This window comes from Actinosynnema sp. NPDC050801 (assembly GCF_040673975.1).
Taxonomy (GTDB): Bacteria; Actinomycetota; Actinomycetes; order Mycobacteriales; family Pseudonocardiaceae; genus Actinosynnema.
Genome location: NZ_JBFAQZ010000010.1, coordinates 268,144 through 283,408, shown reverse-complemented (window position 1 = coordinate 283,408; position 15,265 = coordinate 268,144). Strand labels below are relative to the sequence as shown.

General features: G+C 69.7%; 13 protein-coding genes. 5 read left to right on the top strand and 8 right to left on the bottom strand.

Annotated elements, in window-relative coordinates; translation table 11 throughout:
- Nucleotides 1-710: 710 nt before the first annotated feature.
- Complete coding sequence (locus tag AB0K14_RS23645; RefSeq protein ID WP_360454906.1) at nucleotides 711-1,022, bottom strand: hypothetical protein; 312 nt, start codon at nucleotides 1,020-1,022, stop codon at nucleotides 711-713.
- Between the two features lie 242 nt (nucleotides 1,023-1,264).
- On the opposite strand from AB0K14_RS23645, the gene AB0K14_RS23640 reads away from it, so the two are divergent.
- Nucleotides 1,265-4,150, top strand: coding sequence for an AAA family ATPase (locus tag AB0K14_RS23640; protein ID WP_360454909.1), 2,886 nt, complete (start codon nucleotides 1,265-1,267; stop codon nucleotides 4,148-4,150).
- A 72-nt stretch (nucleotides 4,151-4,222) separates the two neighbouring features.
- Here AB0K14_RS23640 and AB0K14_RS23635 read toward each other — a convergent pair whose 3' ends face one another.
- Entirely contained in the window at nucleotides 4,223-5,992 is a 1,770-nt protein-coding gene (locus tag AB0K14_RS23635) for a PKD domain-containing protein (protein ID WP_360454912.1), read from the bottom strand.
- A gap of 489 nt (nucleotides 5,993-6,481) precedes the next feature.
- Here AB0K14_RS23635 and AB0K14_RS23630 point away from each other — a divergent pair, with 489 nt between their 5' ends.
- Nucleotides 6,482-8,011, top strand: a complete 1,530-nt coding sequence (locus tag AB0K14_RS23630; RefSeq protein ID WP_364338676.1) for a serine/threonine-protein kinase — start codon at nucleotides 6,482-6,484, stop codon at nucleotides 8,009-8,011.
- A 54-nt stretch (nucleotides 8,012-8,065) separates the two neighbouring features.
- Here the strand turns inward: AB0K14_RS23630 and AB0K14_RS23625 are convergent, their stop codons facing one another.
- The 6 genes from AB0K14_RS23625 to AB0K14_RS23600 all read right to left on the bottom strand — a co-directional run bounded on the left by AB0K14_RS23625 (nucleotide 8,066) and on the right by AB0K14_RS23600 (nucleotide 11,806).
- Entirely contained in the window at nucleotides 8,066-8,194 is a 129-nt protein-coding gene (locus AB0K14_RS23625; RefSeq protein ID WP_360454915.1) for a hypothetical protein, read from the bottom strand.
- Between the two features lie 144 nt (nucleotides 8,195-8,338).
- On the bottom strand, nucleotides 8,339-8,650 hold the full coding sequence (locus AB0K14_RS23620; RefSeq protein ID WP_360454918.1) for a hypothetical protein: 312 nt from the start codon (nucleotides 8,648-8,650) through the stop codon (nucleotides 8,339-8,341).
- A gap of 55 nt (nucleotides 8,651-8,705) precedes the next feature.
- Complete coding sequence (locus AB0K14_RS23615; protein ID WP_360454920.1) at nucleotides 8,706-9,077, bottom strand: DUF4333 domain-containing protein; 372 nt, start codon at nucleotides 9,075-9,077, stop codon at nucleotides 8,706-8,708.
- A 93-nt stretch (nucleotides 9,078-9,170) separates the two neighbouring features.
- A complete protein-coding gene (locus AB0K14_RS23610; RefSeq protein ID WP_360454923.1) occupies nucleotides 9,171-9,311 on the bottom strand; it encodes a hypothetical protein in 141 nt (46 codons plus the stop codon).
- Nucleotides 9,312-9,763: 452 nt separating this feature from the next.
- Nucleotides 9,764-10,867, bottom strand: coding sequence for a hypothetical protein (locus AB0K14_RS23605; protein WP_360454926.1), 1,104 nt, complete (start codon nucleotides 10,865-10,867; stop codon nucleotides 9,764-9,766).
- Between the two features lie 351 nt (nucleotides 10,868-11,218).
- A complete protein-coding gene (locus tag AB0K14_RS23600) occupies nucleotides 11,219-11,806 on the bottom strand; it encodes an XRE family transcriptional regulator (RefSeq protein WP_360454929.1) in 588 nt (195 codons plus the stop codon).
- Between the two features lie 86 nt (nucleotides 11,807-11,892).
- Between AB0K14_RS23600 and AB0K14_RS23595 the strand changes: the two genes are divergently transcribed.
- The 3 genes from AB0K14_RS23595 (at nucleotide 11,893) to AB0K14_RS23585 (ending at nucleotide 15,185) form a co-directional block, all read left to right on the top strand.
- Nucleotides 11,893-12,519, top strand: coding sequence for a class I SAM-dependent methyltransferase (locus AB0K14_RS23595; protein WP_360454932.1), 627 nt, complete (start codon nucleotides 11,893-11,895; stop codon nucleotides 12,517-12,519).
- Between the two features lie 40 nt (nucleotides 12,520-12,559).
- Entirely contained in the window at nucleotides 12,560-13,051 is a 492-nt protein-coding gene (locus AB0K14_RS23590) for a DinB family protein (RefSeq protein ID WP_360454935.1), read from the top strand.
- A 589-nt stretch (nucleotides 13,052-13,640) separates the two neighbouring features.
- Entirely contained in the window at nucleotides 13,641-15,185 is a 1,545-nt protein-coding gene (locus AB0K14_RS23585; protein WP_360454938.1) for an alpha/beta hydrolase, read from the top strand.
- Nucleotides 15,186-15,265 lie beyond the last annotated feature (80 nt).

Sequence of the window (15,265 nt, the reverse complement as noted above, 5' to 3'; positions counted from 1 at the left end):
GAGATGCCGTCCACGACAACAGGGAGCAGCCGTTCCCACAGCAGCGGACCATCAACGAGCACGTCAGCGGCGAAGGCGCTGTTCCTCGCCGACAGTCAGAGTGACCCTCCAACGGTCGTACTCAGCACCCGCGATCCAAGTATCGCCCACAGTATGTTCGTGCAGGTCACCGGCCCGGGGAGTAGTTTGGGAGCAGGCCTCCTTTGGAGAACATCGCATGTGTGGTCGGATTCGTCGGTCTCCGGTGGTAAGATTGCTGATCGAGCATCTACGGCTTTAATCGACATGCGGAGTGTCGTGGTGAACACTTCGTACCGCACCGAAGAGGTCGCGGGTGCGGTTAATTGCCGTTCGGGTCGGTTGGAGCTTGTGCGATGTCTCGCCGGGAGCGGTCGGGTGTCCGCCGTGTGCTGATCCACTTCCTTGTGGCCGGTGCCGGCGTCGTCGCGGGATGGTGCCCGGTGTCACCGGTCGGTGATCGAGCGGCGGTAGGGAAGAGTCGACGCACAGGTGCGGCGATCACTACGTGATCGAGCCGGTCCGGGGGCGTGGGCTGGTCCGGCATGTAACGGCGACCACGTGCCGCGGCGCCGGTAATTGGGCATTTTTGTCACTGATGACCCTCGAGCAGAACGGCCAACCGAGGAGTCGGGCGTGGTAGTCGAAATTCCACGCCACTCAGTCATGTCCCTTTGGTTCATGGCGCACGATCACCCCAGCTCGGCGCACCAGTGCAGAGTTCTGAGACCCCACAGGCTGCGTGACGGCGGCGCGATGAAATCTCTATGCCACCGCAGCACCGTCTCCGGACGGACCAGCAGTCGGAGCCGGCGAAGCGTGTCGACGGGAAGTCGGTGCAGCAGTGCCGCGAGGAACGCCCGGTCGCCGGGAGAGAACCGCGGACGGCCCTTGCCCGGTTCGCGTTCCAGGATCGTGACTTGGTGCCGCAGCACCAGGATCTCCACGTCCTTGTCCTGATCGCTCATGGGCAGAAGGCGCAGCAACGCGAAGACGTTGGTCACGCCGAGGTAGGCCAGTCAGAGCAGCACAGCCGGTCATCATGCCGCGCCTGGGACGACGCCACCGCCATGCGCCAACTGGTCCCCGGGTGGCGGTTCGACCCAAACGCCCCAGTGTGGTCCGTTGATCGAAGCCGTACCCGGCATCCGGGTCGATCGCCCTGGTCGGCGCCGTCACCGTGCGGGCGCGCTCGTTTAAGCTCGGCACCTGGTGACGTCGGTCGGTGCGCCTTGGAGGTGTGGTGATGCGACGGGATGGCGGTTCGGAGAAAGGGCGCGGCAGTTGGTTCCGGACCAGCTCACCCATCCTCATCGGGCGCGGCGAGCAGTTGGCCGCGTTGCGTGAGGTCGTCGTGCGCCGTCCCGCTGTTGTCCTGCTCGAGGGCGAGGCGGGGGTGGGCAAGAGCAGGTTGGTGTCCGAGCTGCTCGCCGGGGACCTGGGTGCGGTGTTGCCGTTGGTCGGTTACTGCCGGCAGGTCGGCGAGCCGTTCTCCTACGGTGCGCTGTTGGAGGCGTTGCGGGGTGCGGGACGGGTACTGGCCCGGCAGCGGGAGTTGAATCCGGTGATCGGCGCGTTGGCTCCGCTGTTGCCCGAGATCGCCGCCGAGCTGCCCGCCCCGTTGCCGCCGGTCGGCGATCCCCGGGCTGAGCGGCACCGGCTGTTCCGGGCGGTGCGGGAACTCCTCGGCGCGATCGGTCCGGTGCTGCTCGTGGTCGAGGACCTGCACTGGGCCGATGACGGCACGCGGCAACTGCTGCGCTTCCTGGCGGGTGGGCCGCCCGCCAACCTCAGCATGGTCCTGACCTACCGGCGGGAGGACCTGTCCGGCGGCAGCCCGTTGGGCGCGGAGTTCCGTTCCGCCGCCGGCGGCCTGGTCGCGGTGCTGGAGATCGAGCCGCTGGACGTGGACGGTGTGCGCGGGCTGACCGAGGCGATCCTCGGCGCGGAGAAGGTGTCGGCGGAGTTCGCGGCCCGGCTGCACGAGCGGACCGCGGGCATCCCGTTCGTCGTCGAGGAGATGTTGCGCGCCCTGCGTGACCCCGAAGGCGCCGTGCACGCGGGCAGCGTGCGGGCCGAACGGCTGCTCGACGCGGTCAGGGTTCCGGTGCTGCTGCGTGATGCGATGGCCGATCGCCTGGCCACCCTGCCCGCCGCCACGGTCCGCCTGGTCGAGGCGGCCGCGGTGCTCGGCGCGCCCGCGCCCGCCGAGCTGCTCGCCGAGGTCGGTGGTGTCCCGGTGGAGCGGGTGCGGGCGACGCTCGCTCACGCCGTGGACGGGCACGTCCTGCACGAGGTGGACGGGTTGAGGTACGGGTTCCGGCATATGCTGGCCCGTCAGGCCGTCTACGACACGATCAGCGCTCCGGAGCGCGCCGGTCTGCACGACCGTGCCGTCGGCGCGCTGGAGCACGTCGAACCGAGGCCGTTGGTCCAGTTGGCCGGGCACAGCGAGCGTGCCGGCCGGACGGTGGACTGGTTGACCTACGGTGAGGCGGCGGCGGACCGGGCGATCGACTCCGGTGACGCGGCGACCGCGACCACGCTGCTGCAGCGGTTGCTCGCCGTGCCGGTGCTGCCCGCCGAAGTGGTCGACCGGTTGGCGATCAAGCTCGGGCGCATCGCCAACACCGGGCTGGACCAGCGGGATCCGACAGAGACGCTGGAGCGCCTGCTGGCCGACCCGCGCCTGGCCACGTCGGTACGCGGCGAAGTGCGCCTGTACCGAGCGTCGCTGCTGGTCCGCCAGATCGGCCATGTCCGGGAGGGTCGGGCCGAGCTCGAACGCGCGATCGACGAGTTCGCGGACAGGCCCGATCTCGTCGCCCGCGCCGCCGCCGTGCTGTCCATGCCGTACCTCGGCACAGCTCCGCCGGAGGACCTGGAGAGGTGGCGACGACGCGCTGCGACCCACTTGGCGACCGCGACGGGCGAGTTGCGCATCTCCCTGCTGGCCAACGAGTTGGCGTACCGCCTGCACCGGGGGTACCTCACAGGGCTGGACGAGGTGCCCGAGCGCGCGGACACGCTCGGTGGTCAGCAGCACCTGGCTCGGCTGCGGTGCAACGTCGCCGACGCGTGCGTGTGGCTCGGCCACCTCGACCTGGGTGCTCGTTTCCTGCACGACGGACTGCGCCTCGCGACCGACAGCGGCGCGTCGTACGTGGTCAGCAACGGTCGGACCACCGAGGCGCGACTCGACTGGATCACCGGTCGGTGGGAAGGTCTGGCGGAGCGGGCGAGCGGGTTGATCGAGGAGTACCGCGACGTGACCGCCATGACCGGCGAGTTGGAGCTGGTGCTCGGCTGGCTCGCCGCGGCCCGCGGGGACTGGGCGGTGGCGGGTGAGCACTTCGGGAGGACCGGCGCTCACGACCCGTGCGACGCGATCGCTCCGGTGGCGATCAGCGGGACCGCGGGCATGGCTTCGATCCTGCTGCAACGGGGAGCGGTGGTCGACGCGGCGGCGGAGGTCGATCGAGGACTGGCCGCGGTGCGGCGGGCGGCCGACCGGCCCTGGGTCGGCTTGCTGGCGCCGGTCGCGGTCGTCGCCTACTCGGCCGCCGGACGGATCGCGGAAGCCGAACGGCTGGTGGACGAGGTCGCCGAAGGCATCGCCGACCGCGACGCGCCCGCCGTGCTCGCCGCGCTCGCGCAGTGCCGGGGCGCGCTGGCCGAGGCGCGGGGTGAACTGCCCGAGGCCGTCGGGCACTTCAGGGAGGCCGTCGCACGCTACGAGGCGATGCCCGCGCCGTACTTCGCCGCCATCGCCAGGGAACGTGAGGCGACGGTCCTGGTGCCGTCCGATCCGGAGAAGGCGGTCGAGCTGCTCACGGACCTGGTGAAGACCTTCGACGCGCTCGGTGCGTCGCAGGACGCCGCCCGCTGCCGCCACGCCCTGCACACTTTCGGCAGCGCGAAACCGGCTCGGCGGGGACGGCGGGGGTACGGCAACGACCTCTCACCCAGGGAGGTCGAGGTCGCACGCATGGTCGCGGACGGGCGGACCAACCGCGAGATCGCCGAGAAGCTGTTCCTGTCGTCGCGGACGGTCGAGCAGCACGTGGCTCGGCTGTTCCGCAAGCTGGGGATCAAGTCGCGCGCTCACTTGCGCGCCGACCGCCTCGGTTGAGTTCTCACTGGGAGCGAGCGGCGCTCCCGGAAGCCGTCCGGAAGCGCCGCTCGACACGTGGACGACGTGCTGTCAGTAGTAGAGCGGTTGGCAGAACGTCAAGGTGCCGTAGGTGTTGCACTGGATCCGCTTGCCGACGATGGAGTTCTTGTTGCCGGCGCGGTCGGTCACGGTGAGCTCGGGGGTGTAGGTGGCCGCCCGGCTCGCGTAGGTGTGACTGACCTTGACACCGCTGCCGGTCTGACCGTCCCCGAAGTTCCAGGTGTACGAGGCGATGTCGCCGTCCGGGTCGCTCGACGCGGTGCCGTCGAAGGAGCAGACGGTCCGCTGGCAGAACACGGTGAACGACGCCGTCGGCGGCTGCGGACCGGCGACGGCCCTCCTCGACGTGGTGGCGGTCTTGCCGCTGTTGTCGGTGACCGTGAGCTTCACCGTGTAGGCGCCCGCCGTGCTGTAGGTGTGCGACGGCTTGACACCGCTGCCGGTCTTGCCGTCGCCGAACTCCCAGGCGTACGAGGAGACCGTGCCGTCCGGGTCCGACGAGGCCGACGCGTCGAACGAGCAGGAGGGAGTCGTCGACGAGCAGCTCGCGGTGAACGACGCCGTGGGCGCACCGGGGTCACGGGCCCCGAGGTCCTTGACGTACAGCAGCCGGTTCGGCGAGTCCTTCGGGTCCGAGACCTTGTTGACGGTCGCCGTGTCGAGGACCTTGGCGTTGGCGTCAGCCACCGAGATGCCCGGGTTGGCGCTTGTCACCAGCGCCAGTGCACCGGCCACGTGCGGAGTGGCCATCGACGTGCCGTTCCAGGCAGCGGTTCCGCCGCCCTTGGTGGCAGAGGTGATGTTGCTGCCCGGCGCGAACAGCTCGACGCAGCTGCCGTAGTTGGACGACGACGAGCTGCTCCACACACTGCGGCGATCACCGTTGTCCGTCGCGGCGACCGTGAGCACACCTTCCGCGGCGGCGGGGCTGACGTTGCAGGCGTTCTGCCCGTTGTTGCCGGCCGCGATGGCCCACGCGACACCGGCCCTGACCGAGTTGGTCACGGCCTGGTCCACGGCGGTGGCCCGGCTGCCGCCGAGGCTCATGTTGCCCACGGCGGCTTGCGGGGCGTTGTCGGTCACCCAGTCGATACCCGCGATGATCTTGTCCCACGGTCCGCTCGAGTTGCAGTCCAGCACCCGGACCGAGACCAGCTCGACGTTCTTCGCCACACCGTAGGTCTTGCTGCCGATCGTGCCGCCCACGTGGGTGCCGTGACCGTGGCAGTCGCTCGCGTCGCTGTCGTTGTCGATGAAGTCGTAACCGCTGCTCGCCCGACCCTCCAGATCGGGGTGGCGGAAGTCCATGCCGGTGTCGAGGACGTAGGCCGTGACGCCGGAACCGTCGTTCGGCGCGGTGAAGCCGTCATCCAGCGGCAGGTCCCGCTGGTCGACGCGGTCCAAGCCCCACGTCTCGGTCGCACGCGCGATCCCGTTCTGCTCGACGTAGCGCACCGCCGGGTCGGCGGCGAGCCGCTTGGCCTGCCGCTCGCTCATCCGCACCGAGAAGCCACGTAGCGCGGCGGAGTAGACGTGCGAGACCTCGCCGCCGTACTCGCCGGCCAGGTCGGTGGCCTGCGCCGAGACCGCGGCTTGGGCGCTCGCGGCCGTCGACGGCACACCGTCCAGGACCACGATGTAGCTGCCGTCGACGGCACCTCGGGCACCTCCGCTCAGGATCTGCCCCTCGGTCGCCTGTGCGGCGCCGGCGCCGACGACGCTCAGTGCCAACGCCATGGTCGAGGCGAGGCCGGTGCGCACACCGGCCATGCGCTTGCCTCTTGCGTGTGAAGCGGACATGCGTAACCAGACTCCTTCAGCCGTAGCAGGGAACGACTCAACCCACCGCCGCGGCATGGTGATGTGCCGTGACGGCTTCGTGCGCAGACCGACGTTCGGTCGGGCGGCACACGCGGTCCGCGGGACTTCAGCGGCCATGTCAGCCGGAGGCCGGTCGGCGATGTTCCGACACCCCCTTGCTTGACTGGGGCCGGGTGTAGGGGCCTGGCCGACTCGTCAAGCGTCGACAGCGCTCACGAAGCGGACAATCGGGGTAGGAGTTCTTGCGTATACGTACTTATTGGACCTTTTCAGCTCGCCGTCGACGGTGTGCTTGCCGAGAATGTCGTCCGTACAGGTCAGGCGACGCGTTGGTACTCGTTGAGGATGCCGCCCAGTCGTTGTCGTCGGCGGATGTCGAGGGATCAGGAACCGTGCGCGACTACCCGCGTCCTCGAGGTCCGGTGTTGGTGGGTTTCTGGCGCTGGTCCTTTGTAACGAACGGGCGGGGTGGCCCGACGTGTGGGTGGTCAGGCGCGGTACGAGGGCCGGAGGGGGTGTTCGGTGGTCTGGGAGTGTGGGCCTTATCGGGTGGAGTCGCTCATCGCGCGAGGTGGGATGGGTGAGGTGGTGCGTGCCTACGACACCCGGCACGACCGGATGGTCGCGCTGAAGTTGCTCGCCGCGCGGTTCGCGGAGGACGAGGAGTACCGGGAGCGGTTCCGGCGGGAGGCGCACGCGGTGGCGCGGTTGCAGGAGCCGCACATCATCCCGATCCACGCCTACGGTGAGCTGGACGGGCGGCTGTACCTCGACATGCGGCTTGTCGACGGGCAGGACTTGGCCGCGCGGTTGCGGAACGGCGGCCCGCTCGACCCCGGTGAAGCAGTGGGGATCGTCGAACAGGTCGCGCAGGCGCTCGGCGCTGCCCACGCGCAGAACCTGGTGCACCGGGACGTGAAGCCGTCCAACGTCCTCATCGCCGATGCCGGGTTCGCGTATCTCGTGGACTTCGGGATCGCGCAGGCGCTGGACGCGACGACGGGGCTGACCGGGACAGGTGCCGCGATCGGCACGCTGGACTACATGGCGCCGGAGCGGTTCGGCGGTGGCCCCACCGATTACCGGGTGGACGTCTACTCGCTGGCGTGCCTCCTCCACGAGTGCCTGACGGGCAGCAAGCCGTTCCTCGGCACCACCGCCGCGTCGCTGATCGGCGCGCACCTGAACCAGTCGCCACCCTCGCTTGACGCGGTGCGACCCGGGTTGCCGCCCGCCCTGAACGCAGTCATCGGGAGGGGGATGGCGAAGAACCCGGCCGACCGCTTCGCGAGCGCGGGCGAACTGGCCGCCGCCGCGCGGGCGGCGCTCGCCGGACCTGCGCTGCCCGCCCCGCTGCCGCCGGTCGCGCCCCGGCCGACGTTGGTGCACGCGGTTGCACGGCCTCGGCGGACGCCGTGGCTGGTCGCGGCCGTGACAGTCGTGCTGGCGACGGCCGCGGTGAGCGCGACGGTCAGCCTCGCCGGACGGTCGACGCCGGGGACCGCGACCAGCGCCGACGGGGCGCGAGCGGAGCGGTTCACCCCGGCGAGCGGCGCCGAGACCACCACGTCGTCGACGCCGACGCCCTCGTCGGCGACAACGGCAGCACCGACGACAACCCCACCACCGCCGGTCAGCGTGCCGCCGTCCGTCGTGGCGCCCCCGAGCGCGGACCTCGGGCTGGCCGAGCCGATGAGCGCGCCCACCTGTGACGGTGCCTACGTCACGTTCGTCGGGGCGGCCGTCGAACCGGCGGGATACCGCACCGACGTCCAGCGGCTGCTGTCCGACCACCCCGGCGCGCGGTACCTGCACACGCCGACGACCGGGTGCGGCTCGCTGCGCAAGCAACTCGATGGAGCCGACATCTACGCGGTGTACTACGGCACCTTCGCCACCCAAGACGAGGCGTGTGCGCAGCGCGCCGCCATCGGCGGGGACGCCTACGTGAAACGGCTCGACCACACGACTCCGCCGTCTCAGCTGTTCACCTGCTGAGCGCGGCGGCTCTCGTAGGCTCGCGACGTATCTGAACCGAAGGTGTTCGGTTGCCTACATGATGGCGTAGCGGACGTGCCGCGCCCGGCTGTCGCGCGCCGAGCTGGCGGAGGCGGCGGTGGTGCGGGAGTCTGCGGAGGAGGTGTTCGTCGGGGCGCTGGACGTGGACACCGTGCGCGTCATGACCCCCGGACGGCAACGTGGTCCCGGCGGAGTGCGCGGTGTGCGGCAAGCTGTCGCGGGAGGCGGAAGCGGTGCGGTTCGGCCCGACGACGCTGTACCACCGGCGTTGTCTCGGGCTGACCTGAACGCGGAGCATGTCCGCCGTCAGCCGCCGCGTGCGCGGTTGTTCTCGTCGAACCACCGCTGCACGGCTTCCTCCGCGCGTTGCCGCTCGGCTTTCGCCTTCACCCTGGCGGCTTCCGCGCCTTCGGCTGCGCGTGGGTCTCGGTCGGCTCCGCGGTGGAGGCGTGAGGCGTCCACGGCGGAGTCGGCGACCAACTGCGCCAACCGCGCCGCCTCGCGCTCGTGCGGGGTGTCGCGGAAAGTGTTCACCAGCGCGTCCGCGTAGGCGTCCGCCTCCAGCATCTCGCGGGTGGCCCTGCGGCGGGACAGGCGCTGTTGCTCGTTCGTAGTCATGTTCCCTTTCTCCAGGTGATCGACCTGCGGTCGGGTCGGAGGTCGGCGCCGGCCTTCAACGGGGCTGGCCGACCTCGTACTCGCCGTCTCCGCTCTTGACCGTCACCGTGACTTCCTTGCTCCGCCCGTCGAGCTGCACCACGCACACGAACGACGTCCCGACCACCACGGGCTGATCCTCCGGGCACTCGACTGTCTTCACCCCCGAAAACTTGTAGTCATCGCGCAGGACGCTGCCGACGCCGAGCTCGACAACCTGCGTGTCGAACACCCGCCGAGTCCGTGGTGTGGGGGTAACGGTCACCGTGGAGACCATCGTGACCGTCGTCGGAGCAGCTTGAGGGGTGCCCGGTGTCGTCGCGGTGCACGCAGTGCCGAAGATCACGAGCGTGGCGACCGAGACGAGTAACGCCGAGGGGACGCGCATGCCTCGGGGATCGGCCACATCAACCGGACCGTTACGGGTGATGGAATACGGCTCTGACTCACGACAAGGACGAGACCATCGGCGAACACAGGGTCAGAGCCCGAGGCCGCGGGCGAACTTCGCCACGGTGAGCGCTGAACTTGCCGTGGTGCGCCATCGCTGCGAACCGGTGTGGGACAGAAGCGTCTCGGCCGTGACCACGCCTTCGTTCTGCGCGGCACGCGTCGTCTGCACGCAGTCAGAGGTACCGGTGTAGTAGCCGAAGACCTTGTCCAGCGTGTCGTTCGCATTCCAGGAGTCGCCCTTGGCGGCGTCCGATCCGACCTCGCGGCGATGCGCGCGTTCGCCGAGACGTCGGCGGCCGATCTGCCCTCCCGGCGGTCATGCTCATCAGCAACGCGGTGGCCACTGTGATCCGCCGAAGGACGCGCATGAGTCCGCCTCCTGCATCCCCAGGTTTGTAGTCCGTACGTACCTGGCATGTCGGCCATTCGGCCTACCGTGTCACAACCTCAGTCACCGGGACAAGGGTGCAGCGGCAGAACGTTGCCTCCGGACACCGCCACGTGCACGTTGGCGACGACGAAACCGGGCCGCTCGAGAGACCGAATGGCTTTAACCGTTACATGTGAGCGTGGAGTGGCACTCAATCGGTACCGGGACGAAGCAGGCATTATCCGAGGGCTTCAGCCAGATCTCGTGAGCCTCAGGACGGGCGCTGTCGCCAGCGTCTCGGCGAGAACCGTCGGGAAATCGTCGGGCACCTCGGTGCCCTCCGGCGGTAGTGGCTCCCCGCGCACGGCCTGGCAGAGCGAATACTGTGCATGAGCCACGTAAGCGTCGGGTTCCCCGAGCGAGGTCAAGGCCAGCGCGGCTCGATACCGGCGAGCGAGCTCGGCATCCGGCATCACCTCGCCGAGCACCTCGGACGACTTGTCCTCCGCCGGCTTGTCCCCCGCGGCGTTCTTCGCCAGGCTGGTCAGCCGCTGGAGCATCAACGCAGCGACCTTGCGTTCCGCCGACGGTTCCGCCAGCTGATCGGTGATCTCCTGGACGTCATCCGGGTCGTACAGGTTCACGCCCTGGTTGTTCCCGTGCATGGCCCCGACACGGGGTGTGAAGAAGTGACTGCGGACGCCGAGATGGTCGACGAGCGCGCCCACGGCCTCGACCGGCACACCCCACTCGGCAGCGACCCTGGCATACGGCCACCACTGGTCACGCGTCAGGTGAAGCCGGTCGACGATCCGCGTGCGGTCGACCTCGACGCCCACGAGCACGTCCCGAAGCCACTCTGCGAGATTCGCCGTGTCACCCACCCTCGGGCAGCTGATGTCCCCGGTCGCGGTGTGGAAGACGACATCGACCCCGGTCGGTTTTCCCATCTTCACGCGGTGGAGCACGGTGACCCGTCGCACTTCCCCCATCGGCACCCGAGTTTCCCCGAAAATCCGCTTGACCAGAAGAAACTCCGGAGCCTCCCGTGGGCACAGCGCGACCCAGCGGACCGCGGCGAACTCGTGGACGACCACGAACACAGACAGCGCCAGCCCGAGCAAGACCAGCACGCCCAACAGCACAAGCACCGTGTACCAGGCGGCCGTACCCCCGACGAATCCCCACACGGCAAGCACCAGCACCATCGTGAACGGAACCGTTATCACCGCTGGTATGACGAGCCCGGCCGCCGCGTTGCCGCCCAGATGACGGGCCGCACTCGGCAGGAACACCAGCCGCCACCCGTCAGGCTTCGCCGACACGATCGCGGGTATCGCCGGTGACACGTCCATCGGTACAGCTTGCCCCGTTCGCCACACCGAAGCGACAACCAGCCGGACCAACCCACCCGCCGTCAAGATCGGCTACCTGCGTGCCCATCGGGAATGCCGTAACGGCATACAGCCAACGCCTCAGCGCCCCTGACCACCCCGACACGTCGACCTCGCGGAACAACCTGGCGGGCGGCCTACGAGGCGGTGCGGTCGGTACAGGACCGGCCGACGGTAGCGCCGAACGTCTACGTACGGACCCGTGGCGTTGAATTCGCTGTGTGTTCGGCTTGTTAGTGGAGCAGTCGAACGTCTGGTGTCATACCGGTCTGGTCTCGCCGTCAATCGGCGGCAGTCCGGAACGTCGAGGAGCTATGGGAGGCGGTGGGGGTCGGCGTGGATGTGTGTGCGCATCCCTTGCGGGTCGAACAGAATGAGTAGCTCGACCGCGCCGTCGTCGGCGCTGCCCAGCCAGTGCGGCGAGGACGTGTCGAACTCGGCTGCCTCACCGGGTGGCAGTGTCAGGTCGCGCTCGCCGAGGACCAGTCGCAGGTGTCCGTTGAGCACGTACAGCCATTCGAAGCCATCGTGGGTCTGCGGGGTCGGTTCGAGTGGTTCGGGCTGCGCCGGGATGATCATTTTGAACGCCTGTACCCCTCCTGGCCGCCGGGACAGGGGTAGGAAGGTCATCCCGAACCGGCGGATCGGCGTGAGGTGGATGCGGGGGTCGCCGGTGCGCGGGGCGCCGACGAGGTCGTCCAGCGGAACGTTGTAGGTGCGGGCCAACGGCAGCAGGAGGTCCAGGGTCGCGCGGCGCTGACCGCTTTCCAGGCGGGACAGGGTGCTCTCCGACACGCCGGTCGTCGTCGCGAGGTCGGCGAGGGTGATGCCGCGGTGACGACGAAGCGCGCGAAGTCGCGGCCCCACCCCGTCGAGCACCTCGTTGGTTTCCTGGTCCATCAGACCATCTTGCCGGAACCGCAAGTTTCCGTGCCGGTTCGGTGCGCGCCTGGTGAGCTGGGCCCATACAGGCGAAAGGAGTCCTGATGAGCGCTGCTGACGCGGTCACGTTCTGGGACGAAGTGCATGTGTCTCGACCGGCAGCCACCGGCCCGCGACCGAATGCCCGGCTCACCGAGACGGTCGCCGGTCTGCCACTCGGCGATGCCCTGGACCTCGGATGCGGCGACGGTGGCGACGCGCTGTGGCTCGCGGGCCGAGGGTGGCAGGTCACGGCCGTCGACATCTCGGCAGTGGCGGTCGAGCGGCTCGCGGCCCTCGCCCGCGTCCGCGGCCTCGGCGACCGGGTCGCCGCCGTGCGGCACGACCTGCACACGTCGTTCCCATCCGGTGAATTCGACTTGATCTGCGCCCACTACCTGCACACCCCGTTCGACCTGGACAGAGTGGCGCTCCTGCGGTCAGCCGCGCACGCGTTGCGCCCAGGCGGGCGGCTGCTGGTCGTCGACCACGGCTCGACCGCGCCGTGGTCGTGGAACCAAGATCCTGACATCCGGTACCCGAGCCCCCGCGAGATCGCCGCGGGCATCGCCCTGGACGCGGCGACGTGGGCGGTCGAGCGGGCCGACACGCCCCGCAGGATCGCGACCGGACCGAGCGGGCAGACCGCCGAGGTCATCGACCACGTCCTGGTCGTTCACCGCACCGCCTGACCGGAGGGCAGGGCCGCCCGAGAACATGAAGGAGACCGCCATGCCCGCCAGAACACGCCGCCGTGACACTCCGCCGCCCAAGACCGGCAGCAGTGAAGCCGAGGTCCTGCGCGCATTCCTCGACTACCTCCGCGCGTCGATCGCCGCGAAGGTCGAGGGCGCCCCTGAACCGCAGGTCCGGACAGCCGCGGTGCCGTCCGGCACCAACTTGCTCGGCCTGCTCAACCACCTGACCTTCGTCGAGCGCGCGATCTTCCTCGGTGACGAGGTCACCGACTGGCAGGCGACGTTCCAAGCCGCACCGGCGGACAGCGTTGCCGACGTGGTGGCCCGCTACCGGGAGACCGTCGAACGCGCCGACGAGGTGCTCGACGGTTGCATCGACCTCGCCGCGCCGGTCCCTCGACCGCAGCCGGGGCGTCCCGCTCCCAGCGTCCGCTGGGCGCTGGTCCACACGATCGAGGAGACCGGCCGGCACGCGGGCCACGCCGACATCCTCCGTGAGCTGATAGACGGCGCGACCGGCCGCTGACCCCACCAGCTATGTCAGCGGGCCGGGGACAACCGTACGTGGCTTGGGCACACTCGCAGGTACCGACGACAGGCCGCACATCAGGCGAATGATCGTTCGGTCGACTTGGTCGGGAACGGTCGGGCAGCGGGATCACATCGGGATCGGCGTCGACCAGCCGGCGTGGAGTTGTCGGGTCTGATCCTCCAGCTCCGAGTTGCGCGGGGTGAGGACTTGGTTCTGGTCGGCGTGACACCGCACCCGGTGGAGGACTTCGCGATCCGCACGTTCGGCGAGAACGACAAGATCTTCCCGCGTACCAGGGATATGGCCGGGCACGACGACGACCGCGTGGTACCGAGCCGCGGTGCCCGCGCCGGGCAGTCCGGCGCGCCCCGCATCGGGCGACGGCCAGTTGGCCGCAGGCCGCTGTCCCCCGTGAGGACTACAGGAAAGTGTCCACCCCAAGGGGATTCGTGGCACCGCGGTCTTCCATAGGTTTTCTGGCGACGGCGTCAGTACGTCGCGGCACGCCGAGAGCTGGAGGGCAAGGGCGTTGAAGACGATGCAACGGTCAGCGGGAGCCGGTATCCCCCGGAGGTTCACCAGGGTGGTGATCGCGGTGGTGCTCACCGTCGCCGCGGTGGCGGCCTGTGACGCCGACGCGGAAGAAGGCGCGACGAGTGAGGACGCACCACCGGTCGTCGCCGAGGTGGCCGCCGCGCCACGCATCACGTGGGGCACGTGCCCGGTGTTGGCCGAGGGTGCGGGTCGCGACTCTCGGCTCACCTGCGGAACGGTGGAGGTTCCGCTCGACTACCGGGACCCCGGTGGCGAGAAGATCGAGGTGGCCGTCTCGAAGCTGCCGGCGGCAGAGGCCCATGACCGCCGCGGTGTCCTGCTGCTCAACCCGGGCGGCCCGGCGTTGTCCGGCCTGGACACACCGGGTGTCGTGGCGCCGACCCTGCCGCCGTCGGTGTTGGCGGCCTACGACCTGATCGGCTTCGACCCGCGTGGGGTCGGGCACAGCACCCCGCAGAGCTGCGGCCTCGACGACCCGTCTCTCGCCGGTCTCTTCCCGTACCCGGCCGCGGACGGCTCGATCACCGCGAACGTCGACCACGCCCGCACCGACGCCGAGCGGTGCGCGACGAACGCCGGCGAGAAGCTCCGGTACTTCACCACCGCCAACACGGCCCGCGACGTGGACCGCATCCGCACGGCGCTCGGTGAGGAGAAAATCTCCTACTGGGGCCAGTCCTACGGCACGTACCTCGGCACCGTCTACGGGTCACTGTTCCCGGAGCGCGCCGACCGGGTGGTCTTGGAGGGCAACGTCGACCCCACGAAGGTCTGGGCCAACGCGACGGACAACTGGGGCAAGGCCATGTCGGAACGCTTCCCCGACGCGGCAAGGGTCGCCGCGGCGCAGCACGCCACGCTCGGACTGGGCGGCACCGTCGACGAGGTGACCCGGAAGTACCTCGCACTCGCCGACCGCCTCGACCGCACCCCCGCGCCCGTCCCCGGCACCTCACTGGCCCTGACGGGTTCGATGCTGCGCACCGTCACCTACAGCCTCCTGCTGCACAACGAAACCCTCCCGGTGCTCGCGCAGTTCTGGAAGGCCGCCGTCGGGCTGGCCGACGGCGTGCTCGCTGAGGCGGACGGCCAGGTGCTGCGGCACGTGTTCACCGCACCGCCGCCGATCCCGGGCGTGCCGGCCGACAACCAGGCCACCATGTTCCTGGCACTGACCTGTGGTGACGCGGCGTGGTCCGACGACGTCGACGAGTACGCCCGCCGCACCGCCGAGGACCGCGCGGCCTGGCCGCTCACCGCGGGGATGCCCGCCAACATCCGGGCGTGCGCGTTCTGGCCGAGGCCGGTCGAAGAGCCCGTCCGCGTGACGGACAAGGGACCGCGCAACACGCTGATCCTGCAGAACCGCAGGGACAACGCCACACCGTGGGAGGACGGCCTCGGGCTCTACCAGGTCCTCGGCGAGCGAGCGACCTTCGTCGGCGCGGACAACGGCGGGCACTACGTCTACAACCAGGGCTCCACGTGCGTGGACGAGGCGACGGTGACGTTCCTGACCACCGGCCGGCTCCCGGACGAGAAGATCGACTGCACCGACGTCGCCCCGCGGTGACCGTGGTTGCCGGCGGTAGATGTGATGGACGGGGAACACCTGGTGGTCGGCGGGATCATTCGCCCACAGTGTGTTTGTGC